Here is a 21,751-nt window from a genome sequence, read left to right as displayed (position 1 = left end):
TAGTGAGGTCAAGATGACAATTCGTTTTGAAGAAAATGTGAGTACAGAAAACGCTCAGCTCGTATGCCAATGGTCCAACTCCCTCGGCCAAGCTTTTCAAGAACAATGGATGGGACCAAAGATTTCTTTTCCACTGACCATTCAAGCCTTGCAGGATTTGGACGGAATCTTTTCAATCTTTGATGGACCAGAGTTTGTAGGACTTATCCAGAAAATCAGACTAGAAGACAGAAATCTACATATCGGGAGATTTTTTATCAACCCCCAGAAACAGGGGCAGGGCTTAGGTAGCCAGGCTTTAAGGAAATTTGTTAGTTTGGCCTTTGAAAATGAAGACATAGATAGTATTTCTCTAAATGTTTTCGAGGCAAATCAAGCAGCACAGCACCTTTATCAAAAAGAAGGATTTGAAATCGTTCAAACCATTGAAGCACCTGTACGAAAATACCTTATGAAAAAGCTTAGATAGAAAGCAAAAAAGCCTTGGTTTCCAAAGCTTTTTTTATGTTATAAACTCATTAAAACAACTCCCAGTAAGGTGTGGAATGTTTTTTAGTCTGTGTCATATAAAAATAAATAGAATGAATAGCTATAGCTAGAGCTAAAATGGTTGTTATACTTACTACTATTATAGGATTAGAAGCAAAGATTAAAGAGAGAATCAAGGCAGCCAGATAGAGTGTAGCTTGGACACAGTAGTAACTTTTCGAATAGCGAAGATAGTGTTTGTTATAGAGCCCATTTGCTAGGACAGCAGCTTGGAAGAGGCCAATTCCGATATAAAAGAAGCTGGTTGCAAAGAGAAGATTAGCTTCAGGATTCAGAAGAAAACTCATCGAAACGGTCATCATAATAAGTCCAATGAAAATAGGATAGTGACTGTAAATTAGAAATAGTCCCTTTTGATTAGATTTTTCATCAATAGCATGGTCGAATTGACCAAAATAAAACAAGAACAGAGAAAGCATAATAATGAAATAAAGAACCGAATAAATCGAGAAATTCTCGATTGTAAAGAAGTTAGCTAGCTCCATAATCATCTCTCCAAACGTAATAATGACAAGAAGGGAGATGCGCTCGATTAAATGGGGGAGATTTACCTGGTAATGCTTATCTTTACTAAGCAAGATAATTGGCATAATAAATGTTAGCAGAATACTAGCAAATAAGACAGAGACTCCAACGTAAATAGGAAGAAGAGCTGCTAGGTAGATTTCTAAACTTCGTAGACCTGTTATCCATAGAAAACCTTTGATACTTTCCCGATTAACATCATCGGTTGATTTTCTAAAAAATTCAACCAAATATTGAAAAAATAAGGTAAGGGTTAATGTACCAATAGCCCAACAGAGATAATGAAAATATTGTTGCCAATCAGGTCCAATCATATTGGCTATAAAGAGTAAAATTCCCATTTTGATAAACATGATTACTATGTTAAATAAAGAGTTCTTTCCATAGCGATTGGTATAATCGGTTTGAATCATCCAGGAATCGATGAGAAACAAAGTAGCAATGAAAAAATCAAGGAAAGAATTCCAAGTCAAAATACCGTTATGAAGATGGTCAATTAAAGTAGTTACTTTTGAAATTGCAAAAACAAAAACTAAGTCATAAAAAAGTTCTGAAAATTCTACACGTTTATGTTTAATAAGAGTTGTCATCTTAAGACCTTTCTATTTTAGAAGTACAATTTATTATAACAGAAAATGGTAATGAGAGAAAAGGATATGCTTAAATAACTTTATGTGGCGCGAATGAACTGCGCCACAAAAGTTAGGTTTTTTCTGTCTAACTTTTGGGGTGCAGTTCAGAAGGGGTGTTTTTTCTATCGTTTTTTAGTGCTAAGACTACACAAAAAAGCCTTGCTTCCAAGGATTTTCCTGTTGTATTTAGATGCCCCCTACAGGGATTTGGAAAGGACTTTCATATTGAGAGCAATTAAAAATATTGAAATATAAGTGATTTTAGGTATTTTCAATGTCATGATTTAAAAATGGGACAAAAGTGGGGCAAAAACCATACAGATTCTAAACTGTATGGTTCTTTTTTTATCTAACCAAGAAAGGTTAAAACTTATTAAAACAAATGCAATCAACTGTTGAAAACTTTTTAGTCCGTGTAATATAAAAACAAGTAAAAAGTTGAACTATAGGGAATATTGTGTCATAATAGGTAATAGATGAATAATTAATAGATTGGAAATAATGCTTTCTTACCTTAACAAGTTGAATTGGTTATACATTTTTTCGTCGCAATTGTGTCTATCTCTCGAGTTTAGCTAGTTTTTATAAGCTCTGGTTTCTAATCAATATAACAAATTTTAGAAGTGCATAAGACAAGATGGTGACATTACTACAGTCATTTCTAGTCACCATATGTTGCTGGCACAGGCTGTTTGTAGTGTTGGCTATTTACTAGTCAGTTTAATCGGAGTGTTTAATTTTTATTGTTGAAAGGTTTTTATATGGCGAAAATTCTATCTTTAGGTCTGACAGGTAAGAAATTACTTGCTCAGGGGTTCTTGTTTGTTCTGCTAGGTCTCATCTTGATGGTCACGGGGACTTGGTTGCCAGTAAAGGTTATTCGACTGGTTCTGTTTTTAGCTTGGATAGCAACGGTCTTAGATTTAGTATTACGTATTTTCAAAAAAAGTCAGTCAACGGACACCTTGGGAGTTGCACTGGTTAAATTGTTAGTGCTGGGATATTTGCTAGGTTCTAATCTTGCGACTGATATACCGATTTATGTTCTGGCTCTTGTGATTGGAGTTTATCAGATTTTTCATGCTAGTATTAACCTTGTCACCTATGTTCTCTACCGCAAAAACAAAATTCGACCTCGTTTTCGTCTCTTACTAGATGGACTCGTACTAGTTTTTCTTGGTGGGACTAGTCTTTTGTCCTCTACAGGAAATTCTGTCTTTCAACTCTTTGTATTAGGGGCTTATTTTTTCCTTTATGGTGTGTCCAATATCCGTGATGGTTTCTTGTTTGAGGAGGAAATTGGGAAAAACCATCTCAAACGTCGTATTAGAATTAGCTTACCTATTGTCCTAGCCGCTCTCATCCCTGCAAGAACTTTAGCAAAAGTTAACAAATTTATGCTGGAAAATGCTGATGAGGAAGAAGATATCCATCTTGGAATAGTGAAGTCTGGTAAGACAGCGGAGCTTGAAATTTTTGTTCATACAGCTGAGACCTCTCTGTTTTCGGCAATTGGTCATGTGGATATCTGCTATCAAGGCCGTGTTATTTCTTATGGCAACTATGATCCGTCTTCTGAGACCTTATTTGGCATGGTAGGAGATGGTGTCTTATATTTCTGTGATCGTGACAAGTACATTGACCTATGTAAACGTGAGAGTCAAAAAACGCTTTTTGGTTATGGGATAGATTTGACGCCTGAAATGGAAAAAGCAGTTCAGAAAAAGTTGGCTGAATTGAAACAACTGACGATTCCATGGGAGCCAAGTGCAGATAAAATCATGACAGGTGATGGTAAGGAAGACTACACCTACGCTTATAAAATCAGACATGAGACAGATGGGGAACTTTATAAATTTATCAAATCTAAGTTTAAATCCTACTTTGTCTTATCTACAAACTGTGTGCTCTTGGCTGATACCATAGTCGGTCAGGCTGGCACCGATATCCTCTCACCCAAAGGATTTATCGCTCCAGGAACTTACCAAGCCTACCTTAATCGAGAGTTTGAAAAACCAAATAGTATAGTCGTATCTAAACATGTTTATTAAGGAGAATTTATGAACTTAGTAAAAAAATACACCCCGTTAATACTTTTTATAGGGCTGGTTGCTCTTGTAATTCTGAATGCATCGAGCTTTATATCAGGAGCAATCTCTCTCTTTGATGTAATATCAACCTTGATTTATGGTGCTGTTATTGCTTTTGTGCTTAATGTTCCTATGAAAAAAATTGAACAGTACTTAGTTAAATTGAAGGTAAAGGCAGAGTTGCGTCGTCCGATTGCTATGGTGCTTGTTTTCCTAGCTCTTATCTTAATCGTGATTGCTCTTTTGGTTTTGGTGCTGCCAACCCTAGCCCAGACTATTAGTCAGCTGGGAACAGTCCTTTCAACAGTCCTTACTCAACTTGGGAAATTGCTAGGCAGCTCGGAATTTGTAACCAAAGACATGTTGTCAACTATCGTATCAGGCATACAGGGACAATCTAGTTCTATTAGCCAAGCTTTGATAGGTTTTTTATCAGGTCTGACTAGTAATATCGGCAATATTTTTTCAAGTTTGATGAATGCCTTTTTGATTATAGTCTTCACCTTTTTATTTTTATCCAGTAAGGAACATTTGGCAGCGATGACGAGTCGACTTCTAAAAGTTTTTCTTCCAGAGAAGGTGGTGATAAAGTTGACTTACATTGGACAAGTAGCACTAGAGACTTATGACCAATTTTTGATGAGTCAGCTGATTGAAGCAGTTATCATAGGAGTTATGATAGCGGTTGGTTACAGCATGTTTGGGATACCCTATGGAGTAATGACAGGTATCTTTGCAGGAGTGCTATCGTTCATTCCTTATGTAGGGCCTATGATTGCTTGTGTTGTGGGAGCGATTTTTATCTTCACAGTGAGTCCTACTCAAGCCTTACTTTCTCTTCTTCTATATCAAGTTATACAGCTGATTGAAGGAAACCTTATTTATCCTAGAGTTGTAGGTCAGTCTATTGGTTTGCCAGCCCTTTTCACGCTTGCGGCTGCTAGTATTGGAGGCAATCTCTTTGGCTTACTTGGAATGATATTCTTTACCCCCGTATTTGCTGTTATCTATCGACTGGTTAAAGAATTTGTCGTTGCAAAGGAAAATCAGGTAGATTAAGAAAAACTAAATTTAATAAGATATACTGAGAAGAGAGTGAGAGATTCTCTTCTCTTTTATTTTTAAATACTTTTCTACAAAAAGCTATTAGACGTTAAAAAAAGCCTTGGTTTCAAGGCTTATTTCTGTTGATTTAGATGTGCCCCCTGCAGGGCTCGAACCTGCGCCCCATAGCTTAAGAGTCTACTGCTCTACCAACTGAGCTAAGGAGGCAACAGAAAAAGCTGAGAATGTAACTTCCCAGCTATTTTAATATGCCCAAAATGGCAGCTAGATTATTTACGAAAGGCATCAAGGATATAGGTGAAACCAACAATTAAAAATGCAAAGGCAACGACATAAACGACAAAGACACTTGTAGCTACTGGATTGAACAAAATCACTAGACCTAGTAAAAATGCAAGCAACGCTATCCACATGATATGGTTGCCAATAATAGGGAAAATCAATCCCAGACGATTGCCTTTAAAGAAAGCTATAATGGCTTCTACAATTAACCAAATTCCTAAAATAGTTGGAATGACAACTGGCAGCGTCACAAAGCCATAGGCAACGAGGTAAAGAGCTAAGAGAAGATTAACAATCCCTTGGAAAAGATGAGCTGGTGAGCGAAGCTCTTTTGGTACAGAGAAATAGCCTAAAATAGCTGCTATAGAAGAAACCAGTAAACCAAATGCAATCCACCAGCTGTAAACAACAAGATTAGCTACTGGGTTTGTAAATAGGAAAAGTCCTAAAAGGACAAAAACAACTCCTGCAAGGAATAGCAGTAAACGATTAGAAAATTTCATTTCAATACCCCCTATATAGTATAGTATAGTTTGATAATAAAAATATTATACACCTTTTTAGAGGAAATGTCAATAAACAAAATGGAAAATTTGGAAGTTTCAGTCTGATTTATGAAAAGAAAATCAGTTTTTATTATTTTGAAAATAAAAAGAGAAGATAAAATTTGTCTTCTCTACATGAAAATATTGTATGGCATCAAAGCAAAAGTAACTGGCTTTACACTATTTGTTAAGATGTAATTTGATTCAAAAAGAAAAGATAGATTTAAAATGTGGGACAAATGATGGGGTAAATCAGTTATAGACAAGCAAAAAAAGCCTTGATTTACAAGGCTTTTTCCTGTTGTATTTAGATGCCCCCTACAGGGATCGAACCTGTGACCCACGGATTAAGAGTCCGCTGCTCTGCCAGCTGAGCTAAGGAGGCAAAGAAAAAAGCTGTATTGGTGCCGAAACTTCACGGTTTGTATTGAACCCGCGCAATTAAGCAGGTGGGCAACTCGCTCTAACTGAAGCTGTTTCCGTGTGAGACGGCCTACATGCTGTTAGAAGACTTTTGTTTCCCTAATAATACAAAAAATAGTCGGTCAACACTTAAGTGTGAAGTCGTACACCACAGCGTTTCTATGTTTATATAATACCACTTTTTCAAAAAAAATCAAGAGGAAAGTGCAATTTTTTGAAAAGGATTTCAGATTTTTCGCAAACGGTCGATAGCTTCCTTTCTTTGAGCCAAAGCCCGTTCATATTTACCAGTATCTTCTGCTTGGAAATAGTGATGATTACGAATTTTTTCTGGTAGATAGTCTTGCTTGACCCAATTTCCAGGGTAGTTGTGTGGATAGAGATAGTCTTGGGCATTCCCCAGTTCCTTGCTTCCGCTGTAGTGCCCATCACGCAGGTGTCGCGGAATAGGCAAGTGTCCTGATGTTTTGAGGTCAGCAAGTGCCTTATCCATAGCTACATAGGCTGAGTTGGATTTTGGAGAAAGGGCCAAATCAATCACGACATTGGCAATGAGAATGCGGGCTTCTGGGAAACCAATCCTTTGTGCAGCATCCAGAGCAGTCACGGTGTGAATCTGAGCTTCAGGATTGGCCAAACCGATATCTTCATAAGCGATAACAGTCAAACGACGAGCGAGACTTGGCAAATCACCAGCCTCAATCAAGCGGGCAGCATAGTGAAGACTAGCATCCACATCTGAGCCACGGATAGACTTTTGCAGGGCTGAGAGAACATCATAGTGGCCATCTCCGTCCTTATCCATGGTAATGTAGCTCCGCTGCAGGCTATTTTCCATGATGTCTAGGGTGATATGGCGAATGCCCTTGTCATTCTCAGGGGTAGAAAGAACTGCCAAATCCAGTGAGTTGAAGGCAGAGCGAAGGTCTCCGTTTGTAGAGGTAGCAATGAAATCCAGCGCATCCTCATCTAGTTCTACTGGAAAATCAAAACCACGCTCAGGGTTACTTAGAGCTATCTGCAGGGCCTCTTTGACGTCTTGGTTAGACAGAGGTTCCAACTCAAAAATTTGAACACGGCTACGAATGGCAGGAGTGACAGAAAAGAAAGGATTTTCAGTCGTAGCGCCAATCATGATGACCAGTCCACTTTCCAAGAGTGGAAGAAGAAAGTCTTGCTTGGTTTTATCTAGTCTATGAATCTCGTCTAGTAATAGGACGAGACCACCAGAGAATTTAGCCTCTTCCGCAATTTCTTGCAGTCGTTTTTTACTATCAACTGTCGCATTGAAAGTTCGAAAGGCATACTTAGTAGTCCCTGCGATGGCAGAGGCAATACTGGTCTTGCCGATTCCCGGAGGGCCATAGAGAATCATGGAGGACAGGCGGTTGGCTTCTACCATGCGGCGGATGATTTTTCCTTGTCCGACCAGATGTTCCTGACCGATGACCTGGTCGATGGTTTTAGGGCGCATGCGAAGCGCGAGATTGTCTGGCATAGCAGTCCTTTCTAACGTGGATTTTCTGATGTATATGTGGTAAGATGGTAGTATCTATTTTAGCATATTTCCGAGCAATCGGGGCGATTAAAGAGTCGCATAGAAAGAGGACAAAATGGCAACATACGGATTTTTAGATGTTTTAGAGGAAGAGTTGGAGAAGAATTTTCCCTTTGACTTTGAGATTAGTTGGGACAAGCGTAACCACGCGGTTGAAGTGAGTTTTCTATTGGAAGCGCAAAACGCTGCAGGTGTGGAGATGGTAGATGAAGACGGAGAGGTTTCGTCAGATGACATTCTCTTTGAGGAAGCAGTGCTTTTTTACAATCCTGCCAAATCAACAGTCAATGAGGAAGACTATTTGACTGTCATTCCTTACCTACCTAAAAAAGGTTTTTCTCGTGAATTTTTAGCTTATTTTGCGCTATTCCTTAAAGACACTGCCGAGGTTGGACTAGATGCCCTCATGGACTTTTTGGAAGACCCAGAAGCAGAAGAATTTGTCATGGAATGGAACCAAGAAGTCTTTGAAGAAGGAAAAGTTGGCTTGGAAGAGGGAGAATTTTATCCTTATCCGAGATATTAGGAGTTTGACATGGAACTAGAAATTTCTGATTTCACAGGCTGCAAGATTGCTTTGTTTTGTGGGGATAAGATCTTGACTATCTTACGCGATGATAAGTCAAGCATTCCCTGGCCCAATATGTGGGAGTTGCCCGGTGGTGGACGTGAAGGCGATGAAAGTCCTTTTGAGTGTGCGGCGCGTGAAGTTTATGAAGAACTGGGAATTCATTTAAATGAAGATTGTTTGCTTTGGGGCAAAATTTATCCTAGCGTAATCTTTGAAGGCAAGCAATCGGTCTTTATGGTTGGTCAGCTAAGACAAGAACAATTTGACAATATTACCTTTGGAGATGAAGGACAGGCCTATAAACTGATGCCTATTGAGGAGTTTTTGAAGTCTAAACAGGCAGTGCCTCAGCTACAGGGGAGATTGAGGGATTATTTGGAGGAAAGTTTATGATAACACTTGTTCGAGCGGGAGTAGAGTATTTAGAGGACGTCATTGCGATTCAAAGAGCTAGCTTTAAGGCTGTCTATGACAAATACCAGGATGAATATGATCCCTATCTAGAAGATCGCGAACGAATCAAATGGAAATTAGTCGAGCGTCCCAATAGCTATTACTACTTTGTAAAAGAAGATGAAGAAAACATCGGATTTTTACGAGTTCAGACCAATGAAGAATTGACCGAGGCTTGGTTAGGAACAGCGGCGATTTTACCTCCCTATCAAGGAAAAGGGTATGGATCGAAAGGTTTAAGCTTGCTGGAAAAAGAATTTCCAACCATCACACAGTGGGATTTGTGTACGGTATTACAGGATGAAGGTATGGTTGCTTTCTATGAGAAGAACGGCTACCACCAAACCCATACTGAACCTGAAAAAGAAGGCATGGATATGGTATACATGAAAAAATGCATAGAGAAATAGAAAGGATGGTTCGGTTAAATTTCTAAACTGAACCCGCCCTAAACACTGTGCCAAAAAGATAAACTTCTCTTAGACACAAGCGTCTTCAGAGAATTTCCTATTTTGGCTTTGTGTTTTACGGGCTTGGTATTTTAATGATGGAAACATGGCAAGAGTTAAAAGTTACAGTTAAGCGTGAGGGAGAGGAGTTGGTTTCCAATCTCTTGATTGAGCTGGGAGCGCAAGGCGTTGCGATCGAAGATAGTATGGACTATGTGGGAAATGTTGACCGCTTCGGCGAGATTTTCCCAGAGGTTGAGCAAGAGGAAGAAATCGTGGTGACGGCCTACTATCCTGAAACGGTTGATGTAGCAGTGGTTGAAGCAGATTTGCAGGCTCGCCTAGCAGAATTGACAGATTTTATGGATTTGGGTGAGGTCAAGATGGGGACGACTGCCTTAGCTGAGGAAGACTGGGCAGACAACTGGAAGAAATACTATGAACCCGCTCGCATCACTCATGATTTGACCATCGTGCCGTCGTGGACAGACTATGAGGCGACTGCGGGAGAAAAGATTATCAAGCTGGATCCAGGTATGGCGTTTGGTACTGGGACGCATCCAACCACTAAGATGAGCCTCTTTGCCTTGGAGCAGGTTCTTCGTGGTGGGGAAACAGTGCTAGATGTGGGGACTGGTTCAGGGGTTCTCTCCATTGCTAGCTCGCTACTTGGTGCCAAGGAAATCTTCGCCTATGACCTAGATGATGTAGCAGTTCGTGTTGCTCAGGAAAATATTGAACTTAACCCTGGAATGGAAAATATCCATGTAGCAGCAGGAGATTTGCTTAAGGGAGTTGAGATTGAGGCAGATGTGATTGTAGCTAATATCTTGGCGGATATTCTCATTCATCTGACAGACGATGCCTATCGTTTGGTCAAGGATGAAGGCTACCTGATCATGAGTGGCATTATCAAGGACAAGTGGGACATGGTGCGCGAGTCGGCTGAGTCAGCTGGATTTTTCCTTGAAACCCACATGGTTCAAGGGGAATGGAATGCCTGTGTCTTTAAGAAAACCAAGGATATTTCAGGTGTGATTGGAGGCTAGCATGCAACAGTATTTTGTCAAAGGCAGTGCTATCTCTCCTGTCACCATCGAGGACAAGGAAACCAGCAAGCATATGTTTCAGGTTATGCGCTTGAAAGAAGATGATGAAGTGACCTTGGTCTTTGATGATGGCATTAAACGTTTGGCGCGCGTGCTGGATGTGGAAGCTCGTCGGTTTGAGTTGGTTGAAGAGCTAGCTGATAATGTAGAACTGCCCGTCCAAGTAACCATCGCATCCGGATTTCCAAAGGGAGACAAGCTGGAGTTTATCACTCAAAAAGTGACCGAACTGGGTGCCAGCCAAATCTGGGCCTTTCCTGCCGATTGGTCCGTTGCCAAGTGGGATGGCAAGAAGTTGGGTAAAAAGGTTGAAAAACTAGAAAAAATCGCCCTTGGAGCAGCCGAGCAAAGCAAGCGGAATATTGTTCCAAGTATCCAGCTTTTTGAGAAAAAAGCAGATTTTCTAGCCCAATTTGACCAGTTTGACTCTATCGTAGTAGCCTATGAAGAGTCGGCCAAAGAAGGAGAAGCCGCTGCTCTTATAAAAGCAGTTACTGGACTCGAGAAAGGAGCCAAATTACTCTTTATCTTTGGTCCAGAAGGTGGTCTCTCACCTGCAGAAATCGAAATTTTTGAAGCTAAAGGAGCTGTCTTGGCAGGCCTTGGTCTTCGTATTTTGCGAGCAGAAACAGCACCACTTTACGCTTTATCAGCCCTTAGTGTTTTATTAGAATTAGAGAAATAAGAGGAAGAAAATGGAACAAAAACACCGTACAGAATTTCCAGAGAAGGAACTTTGGGATTTAACAGCCCTATACCAAGACCGTGAGGATTTCTTGCGTGCAATCGAGAAGGCTCGCGAAGACATCAATCAATTTAGCCGTGATTACAAGGGCAATCTACACACTTTTGAGGATTTTGAGAAGGCTTTTGTGGAATTGGAACAGATCTACATTCAGATGAGCCATATTGGTAACTATGGCTTTATGCCACAGACGACAGACTATAGCAATGAAGAATTTGCTAACATTGCCCAAGCCGGGATGGAATTTGAAACAGATGCCAGCGTAGCCTTGACCTTCTTTGACGATGCCTTGGTGGAAGCTGATGAGGAAGTTTTGGATCGTTTGGGTGAATTACCTCACCTGACGGCAGCTATTCGTCAGGCAAAAATCAAAAAAGCTCACTACCTAGGAGCAGATGTGGAGAAAGCCTTGACCAATCTCGGTGAAGTTTTCTACAGTCCACAGGACATTTATACTAAGATGCGAGCTGGGGACTTTGAAATGGCTGACTTTGAAGCTCATGGCAAGACCTACAAAAATAGCTTTGTTACCTATGAAAATTTCTACCAAAATCATGAGGACACTGAGGTTCGTGAGAAATCTTTCCGTTCTTTCTCAGAAGGACTCCGTAAGCACCAGAATACAGCAGCTGCAGCCTATCTAGCCCAAGTCAAGTCTGAAAAACTACTGGCAGATATGAAGGGTTACGACTCAGTCTTTGATTATCTTCTGGCTGAGCAAGAAGTGGACCGTGCTATGTTTGATCGTCAGATTGACCTCATCATGAAGGATTTTGCGCCCGTTGCTCAGAGATACCTCAAGCATGTTGCCAAGGTTAATGGTCTTGAAAAGATGACCTTTGCAGACTGGAAATTGGACTTGGACAGTGCTCTGAATCCTGAGGTAAGTATCGACGATGCCTATGATTTGGTCATGAAGTCGGTAGAACCTTTGGGGCGAGAATATTGTCAGGAAGTTGCTCGCTATCAAGAAGAGCGCTGGGTGGACTTTGCTGCCAATAGTGGCAAGGATTCTGGTGGCTATGCAGCGGACCCATATCGCGTACATCCTTATGTCCTCATGAGCTGGACAGGTCGTTTGAGCGATGTCTATACCTTGATTCATGAAATCGGGCATTCTGGTCAATTCATCTTTTCGGATAATCATCAGAGTTACTTCAATGCCCACATGTCGACCTACTATGTTGAAGCACCGTCAACTTTCAATGAATTGCTTCTCAGTGACTACTTGGAGCACCAATCTGACGACCCACGTCAAAAACGCTTCGCTCTGGCTCACCGCTTGACAGACACCTACTTCCATAACTTTATCACTCACCTTTTGGAAGCAGCCTTCCAGCGTAAGGTTTATACATTGATTGAAGAAGGAGAAACCTTCGGGGCAAGCCAACTCAACAGTATTATGAAGGAAGTCTTGACGGATTTCTGGGGAGATGCTATTGAGATTGATGATGATGCAGCTCTGACTTGGATGCGCCAAGCTCACTACTACATGGGCTTGTATAGTTATACTTACTCAGCAGGACTAGTTATCTCGACAGCTGGTTACCTTCATCTGAAACATTCAGAAACCGGAGCTGAAGACTGGCTCAATCTCCTTAAGTCAGGTGGTAGCAAGACACCACTTGAGTCAGCTATGATTATCGGAGCCGATATTTCGACAGACAAACCACTCCGTGATACCATCCAATTCTTGTCAGACACAGTTGACCAGATTATCGCCTACAGTGCCCAGTTGGGAGAGTAAATTAAAATAGTCTGGGACAAAAGTTTAACCTTAAATATAAAAAACGAACAAAACGAGTTATCTGACACTCAGAATTCCGTCTTGTTCGCTTTTTTTCTAATCTATCGATTTTAAAAATTTATAATAAAGAATTCCTAAAATCAAAATTTTTTGTCCTGACCTCTTAAATTATCCCCAAAAGCTATCTTCTTCAGCTTGATCTGAAGAGAAGAGCCAAACTTCTTTGATTTTTCCGTCTTCAATACGGAAGAGGTCAATCCCGTTCATATTTAGTTCAGTACCATCAGCCCGTGTTCCAAGAAAAGTAACATTAGCTGCGACAAAATCCTTATTATCAGAAACCCAATTTGTTATCACCTTAAAGGTTCCATTAGTTTTCTCAGCAAATGTAGCTAGGTGAGTTCCTAGCTTGTCCTTACCAACAACTGAACCAGATATACTATGATTACCAGGTTGATGCCAGACAATATCGTCTGCCATCGTTTCAAAGACACCAGGAAAGTCACCAGCAATTAAAGCTTGGTTATAAGCATTGAAAATTTCTAAGTTTGTTGACATATCTATTCTCCATTTCTTTTTTATGATATAATTGTAACAGTTACAAACAAAAAAACAAGTAGATACTTTTTTGATATCTAGTAACAAAAGTAGTACTTTTATTGATACTAAAAGATAAATTTTTTTAAAAAAATAGAAAGAAGATATTTTATGACAAATAAAGTGAGTGAGTATGGTATTTGTCCATTTGCGACAACGCAGAGGGTTTTAACGGGGAAATGGGCACTGGTAATCATTTATCAGTTGAGTACGGGTACCAAACGATTTAAAGAATTGCAGAGATTATTGCCTGGGATTACTCAAACTATTTTGACTCGTCATCTCCGTCAATTAGAAAAGGATAAGATTGTTCAACGAAAGGTCTATGCCGAAGTTCCACCACGAGTTGAGTACAGCTTAACCGAAATGGGGCAGGAATTCAGAGTTGTTTTAGATGCTGTCGAGAAATGGGGTCTAGATTATATCAAGTTGCTAAATGCTAATGAGATAAGTAACAGATAATACCTATATAGGGAATGTATTTTTTATCGAATCTCTCAATTAAAGGACAGTAAGTCAAACCTGAAATTTCCAATCAATTTTCTTGAAACCCTTTCCCTCTTTTGATAGACTAGTATCTAGTTTTTGAAAAAAGGAGAAAGAAAATGAAAAAATTTGTTGCTGAATTAATCGGTACTTTCATGCTTGTGTTCATTGGGACAGGAGCTGTTGTTTTTGGAAATGGTCTTGATGGCTTAGGTCACCTTGGAATCGCCTTTGCCTTTGGTCTGGCAATCGTGGTTGCTGCTTACTCAATCGGAACTGTTTCAGGTGCTCACTTGAACCCAGCGGTTTCGATCGCTATGTTTGTAAACAAACGTTTGTCATCTTCGGAGCTTGTTAACTACATCCTTGGGCAAGTAGTTGGAGCTTTCCTTGCATCAGCTGCGCTATTCTTCCTCTTGGCGAACTCAGGGATGTCAACTACTAGTCTTGGTGAAAATGCCTTGGCAAACGGTGTCACTGTCTTTGGTGGTTTCTTGTTTGAAACAATCGCAACCTTCTTGTTTGTCTTGGTTATCATGACCGTGACTTCAGAAAGCAAGGGCAATGGAGCGATTGCTGGTTTGGTAATCGGTTTGTCCTTGATGGCCATGATCCTTGTGGGATTGAACATTACTGGACTTTCAGTAAACCCAGCTCGTAGCTTGGCACCAGCTGTCTTGGTAGGTGGCTCAGCCCTTCAACAAGTATGGATTTTCATCCTTGCTCCAATCGTTGGTGGGATTCTTGCAGCCCTTGTTGCTAAAAACTTCCTTGGAACAGAAGAATAATTGAAACTCAAAAAGCCTTGCTCCTCGATTTGAGGAACAGGGCTTTTTCTTATCTGTTTATACTCAATGAAAATCAAAGAGCAAACTAGGAAACTAGCCGCAGGCTGTACTTGAGTACGGCAAGGCGACGTTGACGCGGTTTGAATTTGATTTTCGAAGAGTATTAACGGTTGTCAATTTTCTCTGGATAAAGGTCGTGTTGAAAGAGGCGTTGTTCTGCCAAGCCTTCATACTTAGTTCCAGGCTTACCGTAGTTGTAGTAGGGGTCAATTGAGATACCACCGCGCGGAGTGAATTTTCCCCAGACTTCTAAATAACGAGGGTTTAGCAAGTTGACCAAGTCTTTCCCGATGGTGTTGATACAGTTTTCGTGGAAATCTCCGTGGTTTCGGTAGCTAAAGAGGTAGAGTTTGAGGGATTTTGACTCAACACAGAGCTTGTCAGGGATGTAGGAAATATAAATGGTCGCAAAGTCTGGTTGAGCAGTGATTGGGCAAAGTGAGGTAAATTCAGGACAGTTAAATTTAATGAAATAGTCATTTTCCACATGACGATTGTCAAAGGATTCCAGGACTTCTGGTTGATACTCGAAAATGTAGTTGGTTTCTTTGTTGCCTAGTAGGCTTAGGTTTTTCATTTCTTCTTGTTGTGACATGATTTTTTCTTTCTAATCTTAAACACCACGTTGATTATCGTAGAGGAGGGTATGGAGTTGAGGAAGGACGCGGACATTGCCCCAGCTATCGTCAGTAGCGACGCGTTCCCAGAGTTCTTTGAGACGGTTCAGTTGATCTTGGATAATATTGCCTGTGGCCTTGGGCTCAGGATTTCCAGCCGATAAGAAGAGCACATCTGGTTGGTAGCGTTCTTGTATTCCTTTAGCAAAGGCTAAATCTGCATCATCAAAGACAGGGATTTTAAAGGTGACCTTGTCTGGATCCAGTTGGGAAACGATAAAGTCCAGGGTCTCAAAGTTGACTTCCATCTTGGATGAAGGAGGTTTGGGACTCAGAGTGACCTGGTCGATGTCTTTCAACCAATTTTGCCAGCGAGAGCCTTGAGTTTCAACAGCCAGAGTGACACCACGTTCCTTGAGTTTGGTGACTAGCTCAGCCATGTTGGCTGCTAGGATAGCAGGATTTCCCCCAGATAGGGTTACATAGTCGTAGCTCCCTAATTTATCCAACTCAGCAATGACCTCGTCAGCTGTCATGCGAGTTGGTTTTTCAGAACCATCCCAAGTAAAGGCAGAATCGCACCAGTCGCAGTGGTAGTCGCAACCAGCAGTGCGGACAAACATGGTTTTCTGCCCGATTGCACGACCTTCGCCTTGAAAGGTTGGGCCAAAAATTTCTAGAACTGGTAGTTTGAGGACACGTTCCCTAGTCATCTAACCACTCCCGTCTAAACTCTGCAAAGGCAGTCGGAGTTTCATAGAGGCGAACATATTCCAAACGGAGACCACGTTCGTCTGGCAACTCTTGGTTCATGGTTTGGAAAATCCAGTAAACCATATTTTCAGCAGTCGTGTTCATATAGGGAAGAGTTTCATTGAGATAGCGATGATCCAAGTGGGGTTCTAAGTAGTTCTTGTAGATTGCTTTGATGTCTCCGAAATCGTAGGTCATGCCACGTTCATCTAAAAATCCACTAACAGCAATCTGCAGATGATAGGTGTGGCCGTGCAGGGATTTGCATTTTCCCTCATAGTGAAAGAGGTGGTGGGCAGCATCGAAGGTAAATTCTTTTGATACCAAGGTTCTGTGAGGATTGTAAACTAGAGACTCCCCAGTTTCCTGTTTGATTTCTTTGGGTGCAAAAAACATTAGGCCTCTCCTTTCTGTGAGAGATAAACATCTAACCCATGTTGACGTAGGTGGCAGGCTGGGCAATCTCCACAGCCACTTCCGATAATCCCGTTGTAGCAGGTTAAGGTCTTTTCACGAACATAGTCAAAGGCACCGAGTTGGTCGGCTAATTCCCAAGTTTCAGCCTTGTCTAGCCACATGAGAGGTGTTTGGATAACAAAGTCGTAATCCATGGCCAGGTTGAGGGTAACATTAAGAGATTTGACAAAGACATCTCGACAATCGGGGTAGCCTGAGAAGTCTGTCTCGCAGACACCTGTCACGATATCTTTAATGCCTCGTTGCTTAGCAAGGACTGCCGCAAAGGACAGAAAGAGGTGGTTGCGACCGTCAACAAAGGTATTGGGAACCTCTCCCTCTTTTTGCTCAATCTCTAGATCAGAAGTCAAGGCATTTTCAGTGATTTGTCCCAGCAGAGACATATCTAGAATATGATGACGAATACCCTGTTCCTCAGCGATTTCTTTGGCCACTTGAATTTCGAGGTGATGACGCTGACCATAGGCAAAGGTGACAGCTTCGACTGTTTCATAGTGTTCTTTAGCCCAAAAGAGGCAGGTTGTAGAATCTTGACCGCCACTAAAGACGACCAAGGCTGATTGACGTTTCATAGTACTCCTTCCAAAATGGGAAATGTTCAGAGCACGCAAAAAGCTCCCATGAGGGAGCTAAAAAATACCAAGTAGAGGTTTTTTTTAGCGATGGCATGTCCCAAACATCGTAATATTCTACCTACAGTCTAGCATATTTTTTGAAAAATGGCAAAGGGCAAGAAAAAAGAGACCAAATAAAGTACTTGGTCTCTCTTTTGATTAGCTCAATTCAGCAACGATGGCCTTGATTTGTTCTGCTGTGTGAACACCAGCAACTTGTTTTACCACTTGGCCGTCTTTTTTGAAGAGAAGAGTTGGGATAGACATGATTCCAAAGGCACGAGCTGTGTTTGGATTTTCATCAACGTCCATTTTAACGATTTTCAAGACATCTTCTGAAAGTTCTTCAGACAATTTATCCAAGATTGGACCTTGCATACGACATGGACCACACCAAGTTGCCCAGAAGTCTACCAAGACCAAACCGTCTTTTGTTTCTTGTTCGAATGTTGCATCTGTAATTGCTTTTGCCATTGTATTTCTCCTTTTTTAGTTATATTGGCTTAAATCTTGTTTCTTGAGATAGAAGAAGATATCTCCATAAGTCCCATGGTAGTCCAAATCATGACCGTTGTAAGTTAATTTTTGGACAGGGTAGTAGTCTGCGACGCCGATAAGGCAAGCTTGTTGTGAACGATCAAAGTCTTCATAAGAATCGAAGGTTATAGTTCTTTCGTTCTTGCTGGCATCTAGATAGGTAATTTCAATCATTTTAAAAACTCCTTTGTTTAATGATGACTTTATTTTACTCCTTGTAAAAGAGAATGTCAAGAAAAATGATTGCGCACGCAACTTTTTTCTAAAATCATCTTAAATCAAGAAATCCAAACTAGTTTCCAAGCTTGATTCGACAGCCTTCTGTAGAGAGGCCAGTGCTTTTTGCCCATCACCTGTCAGGCAGATAAAGCTAGAGCGTCTATCTTGATCACAACACCTGCGACTGAGTAGACCACAATTTTTAGCTTCTAAGCGAGCCACCATCCGAGAAACAGCGCTCGGGCTCAGATGAAGTTTATCTGGCAGATCAATCTGTCGTAGAGATTTTTCTTGGGCCAAGTCCAGATAGTAGAGCAGGTAAAACTCTTTTAAGGTCAGACTTTGGTCACTCTGTTGGGCAATAGTCTCTTCCAAGAGACCTTCAATTTCTTTCTGACGACGATTGAAGTCAAACCATTTTTCCAAATAGGTCATAGTATCTCCTTTCTTTTTAGAGTCGTAAATAGAAGAAAGTCCATTCACGGACAATTTCTGTATCACAAGATGATTGCGCATGCAATAATTATACTACTTTTCAAGAAGGCTGGCAAGAAGGATGATGAAATCTTTTATCCTAAATTACGCCTGTTTATGCTAGTCTTCAATTGCCTGTATCCCCTTTCTTCTCAAACTTTCATCAACTCTTGTGTATTTCCTTGAAATTTTCTGAAAAAAGAGTAAACTGGTATGCAAGAAGTCTATTTCGTGGAGTTTAGGATGAAATTATATGTTCAATTAATGATTCTCTTTGTGATTTCTCTAATCGGAGAGGGAATTTCCAGTTTCTTTCATTTGCCCATCCCCGGCAGTATTATCGGTTTGATTATTCTCTTTCTAGCCATACAATTCAAGTGGCTGAGAACCAGGCATGTCAATATGGTGGGGAATTTCTTGCTGGCCAATATGACCATTCTCTTTTTGCCACCAGCAGTGGGGATCATGGAGAAGTTTGATGTGATTGCTCCCTATCTTTTGCCAATTGTTTTGATTGTCTTTTTTGCAGCTGTTATCAATATTATCCTCATAGCCTTGGTGGTTCAGTTTATCAAACGACGGTTTGAGGGAGATTATGAGAAAGGAGATACCAAATGAGTGAATTTGTTTCCAATCCCCTGTTTGGGCTTGCCCTGTCTATCTTAGCCTATCTAGTAGGAATGCTGATTTACAGACGTTTTCCCCATCCTTTGACAACGCCCTTGCTTTTGTCAGCTGTTTTCATTATCATCTTTCTAAAGGTGACGGGTATTTCTTACCAAGATTACTACCAAGGTGGGGTTTATCTGAACAACTTGATTGTCCCATCGACCGTGGCTCTAGGGATTCCCCTTTATAAGAGTTTTCACTTGATGAAGCACCATGCACGGAGTATTCTCTTTGGTAGTCTGTTAGCAGTAGTTGTCAATACCTCTTTCACAGCCCTTGTAGCTAAGATTTTTGGAATGGACTTTTTCCTAGCCATTTCTCTCTTTCCCAAGTCAGTAACAACCGCCATGGCAGTGGGAATCACAGAAAAATTGCAAGGTCTGACGACCGTGACCTTGGTGGTTGTAGTGGCAACTGGGATTTTAACCAGTGTCATCGGCCCAACCCTTTTGAAGTGGTTGAAAATTGACGACCCAGTAGCTGTTGGTCTTTCCCTTGGAGGAACAGGCCATGCAGTCGGAACAGGGACAGCCTTTCGATATGGTTCTGTAGCAGGAGCCATGGGTGGCTTGGCTATCGGTGTCACCGGTATTCTCTATGTCTTTGTCAGCCCCATTGTAGCCAGTTTGATATTGAGTTAAAAAGAGGCTGGGACAAAAAGATTTTGATTTTAGGAATTCTTTATTATAAAATTTTAAAATCGATAGATTAGATAAAAAAGCGAACAAAACAGAATTCTAAGTTTCAGATAACTCGTTTTGTTCGCTTTTTATATTTAAGGTTAGACTTTTGTCCCAGCCTCTTTTGATACCGAAAGTTCTATAATGAAGTTAGAAGATTAGAGAAATTTGCCAACATACTTGATAAAATAAAACCTCAAAATACCACTAATTTATGAAGTGAATTTGAATCAAGCTGGTTATTAGCTTTAGGGGTTATTCAAAGTTTAAGAAGAATTCTAATGATAGGATAAATTAAACAGTATCTAATTCCTTCAAATAATTTTCTATCTTCATCAACATTAAAGGATTGTTATAAATCTTACATAACTCTCTTGCTTCTATATAATAATTTTTGACTTGTTCTTTGTCTAGAAATTTGGCTCCAGCATTTCCTACAAGAATAAGTAGAGGAGCCAGTTGGTAGCTTGTCTGTCTTTGTTTACAGAGTTCAATCGTCTCAAGAGCTTCTTGGATGGCTTCGTTATATTTTTCCTTTGATACTAGGTAGTGAGCGTAGTTGTAACGAACTCTGATGTAACCAAATAAAAACTCCTGATGCTCAAAATTTTTTGTCTGATATAACTCCATCAAATGAGAGTAGTTTGCCTCATATTCTTGTTCACGACCCACTAAGGAATAGAAATTAGATAGAGTATTCAACGCCTTTAAATAAATCAGAGTATTTGAAGAGACTTTTAATAATATATTTTCCAATGAAGAAATTGCCTCACACTTACTGTCATATTGATAGAAGTCAATAATAGCTTTAATCCATTCAAGGTAAGTTCGGTCTTCTAGTGTTAGAAAGGTGCTTCGCTCAATCTCTATTCTATAAATATATTCCAAATCGTCATAATTTCTGTCATCTAATAGTCGAGCAGATAATTGCTTGAAATTAGAGAGGTTAGATTTAATTTCAATTTGTTCATTAAAAAAATAATCTAATGGTACTTCAAGTCGTTGTGAGAGTTTGAACAAAAGGTCTGCGGAGGGAATGAAATGCCCTCTCTCAATTTTACTAATCTGGCTTTGTTCACAAATTCCTTCTGCAAGAGTTTGTTGGGAGAGACCAAGTTCCTTTCGCTTTAACCTAAGTTTTTCGGCGAGTGTATTCATAAAAAATATGTCCTTTCAGTAATTGTACTACTTAATAGTATACGACTTTTAGACTTTATTAGCAAATTTTAAAAGCAAGATATGCTATATAAGAATAAAAAAAAAAAAAAGTACAAAATGTTATAAAATCATTGACAAATCATATATAATTTGATAGAATTAGATTATAAAAAGGAAAGGGGATTCAAAATGATGAAGAAAGTTTATGGAATTAAAAGATTGTTATCATTTTTATTATTAGGCATAATTTCAGTTAGTGCTATTTTCCCATATCGACAAGTTATACAAGATGGTAAATTCCACGAAGTGAGGATTCAAGTACAAAATAAATCTACAGGTCTTGATGTTGGCAAAGCAGATTAGTAAGTTTATGCTAATAATTAAGATTTTCATGTTTTTTGCAGATAGAAAATTCGCGTAATGACAGATGTGTCTTATATCTAGAAAGAGAGATAAAGTACATCTTGAAAATATCTTGTTTAATATAATTTTAAGAGAAGGAGTGATTCCAATGTGCTAGTAATTTTATTATTTTGATAATATGATCATTTATTGTAACGGAGTTTATTAACAAGGAGGTAAATAAAATGAACAATAGTATCATGGCATCAGAATTCGGTCTTAATAAAATTGAGAAAGCATTTCTATTTAGTTTGTTAGTATCTGTAGTAACTATTGTCGCTGTAGGTAATATCTACTGGGTTTGCGGAAAATTCGGAATCGAATTAGCACCAGGATGGTATCAAGAAATTGTGGAATTTGTTTCCTCGGGAGGGACAATTGTAGAGGCGTTTGCAGTTGTTGCTGGTGTTACACTTCCTGCTTGGGTAGGTCCTGTTTTGGCTGCTTTTGGTCTTGCAAGTGCATAATAATATTTTG

Annotated in this window: 27 protein-coding genes and 2 tRNA genes; 15 read left to right on the top strand and 14 right to left on the bottom strand. The window is 39.9% G+C overall.

Annotated elements, in window-relative coordinates; translation table 11 throughout:
- Positions 1 to 13 precede the first annotated feature (13 nt).
- Entirely contained in the window at positions 14 to 469 is a 456-nt protein-coding gene (locus B7692_RS06815; RefSeq protein WP_084930317.1) for a GNAT family N-acetyltransferase, read from the top strand.
- Positions 470 to 518: 49 nt separating this feature from the next.
- Here B7692_RS06815 and B7692_RS06810 read toward each other — a convergent pair whose 3' ends face one another.
- Positions 519 to 1,664 (bottom strand): low temperature requirement protein A, encoded by a 1,146-nt coding sequence (locus B7692_RS06810; RefSeq protein ID WP_084930282.1) that lies wholly within the window; start codon positions 1,662 to 1,664, stop codon positions 519 to 521.
- Positions 1,665 to 2,467: 803 nt separating this feature from the next.
- Here B7692_RS06810 and B7692_RS06800 point away from each other — a divergent pair.
- Together B7692_RS06800 and B7692_RS06795 are read left to right on the top strand one after the other, a co-directional pair.
- On the top strand, positions 2,468 to 3,757 hold the full coding sequence (locus B7692_RS06800; RefSeq protein WP_084930280.1) for a hypothetical protein: 1,290 nt from the start codon (positions 2,468 to 2,470) through the stop codon (positions 3,755 to 3,757).
- A 9-nt stretch (positions 3,758 to 3,766) separates the two neighbouring features.
- Positions 3,767 to 4,855 carry an AI-2E family transporter gene (locus tag B7692_RS06795; RefSeq protein WP_075231893.1) on the top strand — a complete coding sequence of 363 codons (1,089 nt, stop codon included), beginning with the start codon at positions 3,767 to 3,769 and terminating at the stop codon, positions 4,853 to 4,855.
- A 140-nt stretch (positions 4,856 to 4,995) separates the two neighbouring features.
- On the opposite strand, the gene B7692_RS06790 is transcribed toward B7692_RS06795, so the two are convergent.
- The 4 genes from B7692_RS06790 to B7692_RS06775 all read right to left on the bottom strand — a co-directional run bounded on the left by B7692_RS06790 (position 4,996) and on the right by B7692_RS06775 (position 7,609).
- Positions 4,996 to 5,068: transfer RNA gene (locus B7692_RS06790), tRNA-Lys, on the bottom strand.
- Positions 5,069 to 5,130: 62 nt separating this feature from the next.
- Complete coding sequence (locus B7692_RS06785) at positions 5,131 to 5,646, bottom strand: DUF308 domain-containing protein (protein WP_033681462.1); 516 nt, start codon at positions 5,644 to 5,646, stop codon at positions 5,131 to 5,133.
- Between the two features lie 354 nt (positions 5,647 to 6,000).
- Positions 6,001 to 6,073 (bottom strand) — tRNA-Lys (locus B7692_RS06780).
- Between the two features lie 264 nt (positions 6,074 to 6,337).
- Complete coding sequence (locus B7692_RS06775) at positions 6,338 to 7,609, bottom strand: replication-associated recombination protein A (protein WP_033684837.1); 1,272 nt, start codon at positions 7,607 to 7,609, stop codon at positions 6,338 to 6,340.
- 115 nt (positions 7,610 to 7,724) lie between these two features.
- Between B7692_RS06775 and B7692_RS06770 the strand changes: the two genes are divergently transcribed.
- From B7692_RS06770 to pepF, 6 genes are all read left to right on the top strand, one after another.
- Positions 7,725 to 8,195 (top strand): DUF3013 family protein, encoded by a 471-nt coding sequence (locus B7692_RS06770; protein ID WP_000257122.1) that lies wholly within the window; start codon positions 7,725 to 7,727, stop codon positions 8,193 to 8,195.
- A 9-nt stretch (positions 8,196 to 8,204) separates the two neighbouring features.
- Positions 8,205 to 8,633, top strand: a complete 429-nt coding sequence (locus B7692_RS06765) for an NUDIX hydrolase (protein ID WP_084930279.1) — start codon at positions 8,205 to 8,207, stop codon at positions 8,631 to 8,633.
- Entirely contained in the window at positions 8,630 to 9,103 is a 474-nt protein-coding gene (locus B7692_RS06760; protein ID WP_084930278.1) for a GNAT family N-acetyltransferase, read from the top strand. Before B7692_RS06765 ends, B7692_RS06760 begins: the two co-directional genes overlap by 4 nt.
- A 137-nt stretch (positions 9,104 to 9,240) precedes the next feature.
- Positions 9,241 to 10,191: a 50S ribosomal protein L11 methyltransferase gene (prmA, locus tag B7692_RS06755; protein ID WP_084930316.1), complete on the top strand. Its 951-nt coding sequence runs from the start codon at positions 9,241 to 9,243 to the stop codon at positions 10,189 to 10,191.
- A 1-nt stretch (position 10,192) separates the two neighbouring features.
- Positions 10,193 to 10,936, top strand: coding sequence for a 16S rRNA (uracil(1498)-N(3))-methyltransferase (locus B7692_RS06750; protein WP_084930277.1), 744 nt, complete (start codon positions 10,193 to 10,195; stop codon positions 10,934 to 10,936).
- A gap of 10 nt (positions 10,937 to 10,946) precedes the next feature.
- Positions 10,947 to 12,743 (top strand): oligoendopeptidase F, encoded by a 1,797-nt coding sequence (pepF, locus tag B7692_RS06745; RefSeq protein WP_084930276.1) that lies wholly within the window; start codon positions 10,947 to 10,949, stop codon positions 12,741 to 12,743.
- Between the two features lie 168 nt (positions 12,744 to 12,911).
- Here the strand turns inward: pepF and B7692_RS06740 are convergent, their stop codons facing one another.
- Positions 12,912 to 13,301 carry a nuclear transport factor 2 family protein gene (locus tag B7692_RS06740; protein ID WP_084930275.1) on the bottom strand — a complete coding sequence of 130 codons (390 nt, stop codon included), beginning with the start codon at positions 13,299 to 13,301 and terminating at the stop codon, positions 12,912 to 12,914.
- 150 nt (positions 13,302 to 13,451) lie between these two features.
- Here B7692_RS06740 and B7692_RS06735 point away from each other — a divergent pair, with 150 nt between their 5' ends.
- Together B7692_RS06735 and B7692_RS06730 are read left to right on the top strand one after the other, a co-directional pair.
- Positions 13,452 to 13,802, top strand: coding sequence for a winged helix-turn-helix transcriptional regulator (locus B7692_RS06735; RefSeq protein WP_000182731.1), 351 nt, complete (start codon positions 13,452 to 13,454; stop codon positions 13,800 to 13,802).
- A 143-nt stretch (positions 13,803 to 13,945) separates the two neighbouring features.
- Complete coding sequence (locus B7692_RS06730) at positions 13,946 to 14,614, top strand: MIP/aquaporin family protein (protein ID WP_000714814.1); 669 nt, start codon at positions 13,946 to 13,948, stop codon at positions 14,612 to 14,614.
- 163 nt (positions 14,615 to 14,777) lie between these two features.
- On the opposite strand, the gene queF is transcribed toward B7692_RS06730, so the two are convergent.
- The 7 genes from queF to B7692_RS06690 form a co-directional block, all read right to left on the bottom strand.
- Positions 14,778 to 15,269 (bottom strand): preQ(1) synthase, encoded by a 492-nt coding sequence (queF, locus tag B7692_RS06720; RefSeq protein ID WP_004256094.1) that lies wholly within the window; start codon positions 15,267 to 15,269, stop codon positions 14,778 to 14,780.
- 18 nt (positions 15,270 to 15,287) lie between these two features.
- Complete coding sequence (gene queE / locus B7692_RS06715) at positions 15,288 to 16,004, bottom strand: 7-carboxy-7-deazaguanine synthase QueE (RefSeq protein WP_023943814.1); 717 nt, start codon at positions 16,002 to 16,004, stop codon at positions 15,288 to 15,290.
- Positions 15,997 to 16,440, bottom strand: coding sequence for a 6-carboxytetrahydropterin synthase QueD (gene queD, locus B7692_RS06710; protein ID WP_000464573.1), 444 nt, complete (start codon positions 16,438 to 16,440; stop codon positions 15,997 to 15,999). The genes queE and queD overlap by 8 nt, the downstream gene beginning before the upstream one ends.
- Positions 16,440 to 17,093, bottom strand: coding sequence for a 7-cyano-7-deazaguanine synthase QueC (gene queC / locus B7692_RS06705; protein ID WP_049497599.1), 654 nt, complete (start codon positions 17,091 to 17,093; stop codon positions 16,440 to 16,442). The genes queD and queC overlap by 1 nt, the downstream gene beginning before the upstream one ends.
- A 201-nt stretch (positions 17,094 to 17,294) precedes the next feature.
- Entirely contained in the window at positions 17,295 to 17,609 is a 315-nt protein-coding gene (trxA, locus tag B7692_RS06700; RefSeq protein ID WP_001029581.1) for a thioredoxin, read from the bottom strand.
- 15 nt (positions 17,610 to 17,624) lie between these two features.
- On the bottom strand, positions 17,625 to 17,846 hold the full coding sequence (locus B7692_RS06695) for a DUF4649 family protein (RefSeq protein ID WP_049497602.1): 222 nt from the start codon (positions 17,844 to 17,846) through the stop codon (positions 17,625 to 17,627).
- A gap of 99 nt (positions 17,847 to 17,945) precedes the next feature.
- Positions 17,946 to 18,326 (bottom strand): MarR family winged helix-turn-helix transcriptional regulator, encoded by a 381-nt coding sequence (locus B7692_RS06690; protein WP_084930274.1) that lies wholly within the window; start codon positions 18,324 to 18,326, stop codon positions 17,946 to 17,948.
- 282 nt (positions 18,327 to 18,608) lie between these two features.
- On the opposite strand from B7692_RS06690, the gene B7692_RS06685 reads away from it, so the two are divergent.
- Both B7692_RS06685 and B7692_RS06680 read left to right on the top strand, forming a co-directional pair.
- Positions 18,609 to 18,983: a CidA/LrgA family protein gene (locus B7692_RS06685; RefSeq protein WP_084930273.1), complete on the top strand. Its 375-nt coding sequence runs from the start codon at positions 18,609 to 18,611 to the stop codon at positions 18,981 to 18,983.
- Positions 18,980 to 19,675 (top strand): LrgB family protein, encoded by a 696-nt coding sequence (locus B7692_RS06680; RefSeq protein WP_001288952.1) that lies wholly within the window; start codon positions 18,980 to 18,982, stop codon positions 19,673 to 19,675. Before B7692_RS06685 ends, B7692_RS06680 begins: the two co-directional genes overlap by 4 nt.
- 333 nt (positions 19,676 to 20,008) lie before the next feature.
- Here B7692_RS06680 and B7692_RS06675 read toward each other — a convergent pair whose 3' ends face one another.
- Entirely contained in the window at positions 20,009 to 20,872 is an 864-nt protein-coding gene (locus B7692_RS06675; RefSeq protein ID WP_084930272.1) for a helix-turn-helix domain-containing protein, read from the bottom strand.
- 189 nt (positions 20,873 to 21,061) lie between these two features.
- Between B7692_RS06675 and B7692_RS11130 the strand changes: the two genes are divergently transcribed.
- Entirely contained in the window at positions 21,062 to 21,235 is a 174-nt protein-coding gene (locus B7692_RS11130; RefSeq protein WP_080998538.1) for a PhrA family quorum-sensing system peptide, read from the top strand.
- A gap of 224 nt (positions 21,236 to 21,459) precedes the next feature.
- Complete coding sequence (locus B7692_RS06665) at positions 21,460 to 21,741, top strand: class IIc cyclic bacteriocin (protein ID WP_084930271.1); 282 nt, start codon at positions 21,460 to 21,462, stop codon at positions 21,739 to 21,741.
- The last annotated feature ends 10 nt before the right edge of the window (positions 21,742 to 21,751 follow it).

The organism is Streptococcus mitis (assembly GCF_002096925.1).
In the GTDB taxonomy this organism is placed as follows: Bacteria; Bacillota; Bacilli; order Lactobacillales; family Streptococcaceae; genus Streptococcus; species Streptococcus mitis_AF.
Note: the sequence above shows the minus strand (reverse complement) of the source record. Positions and strands in the feature narration are given on the sequence as shown.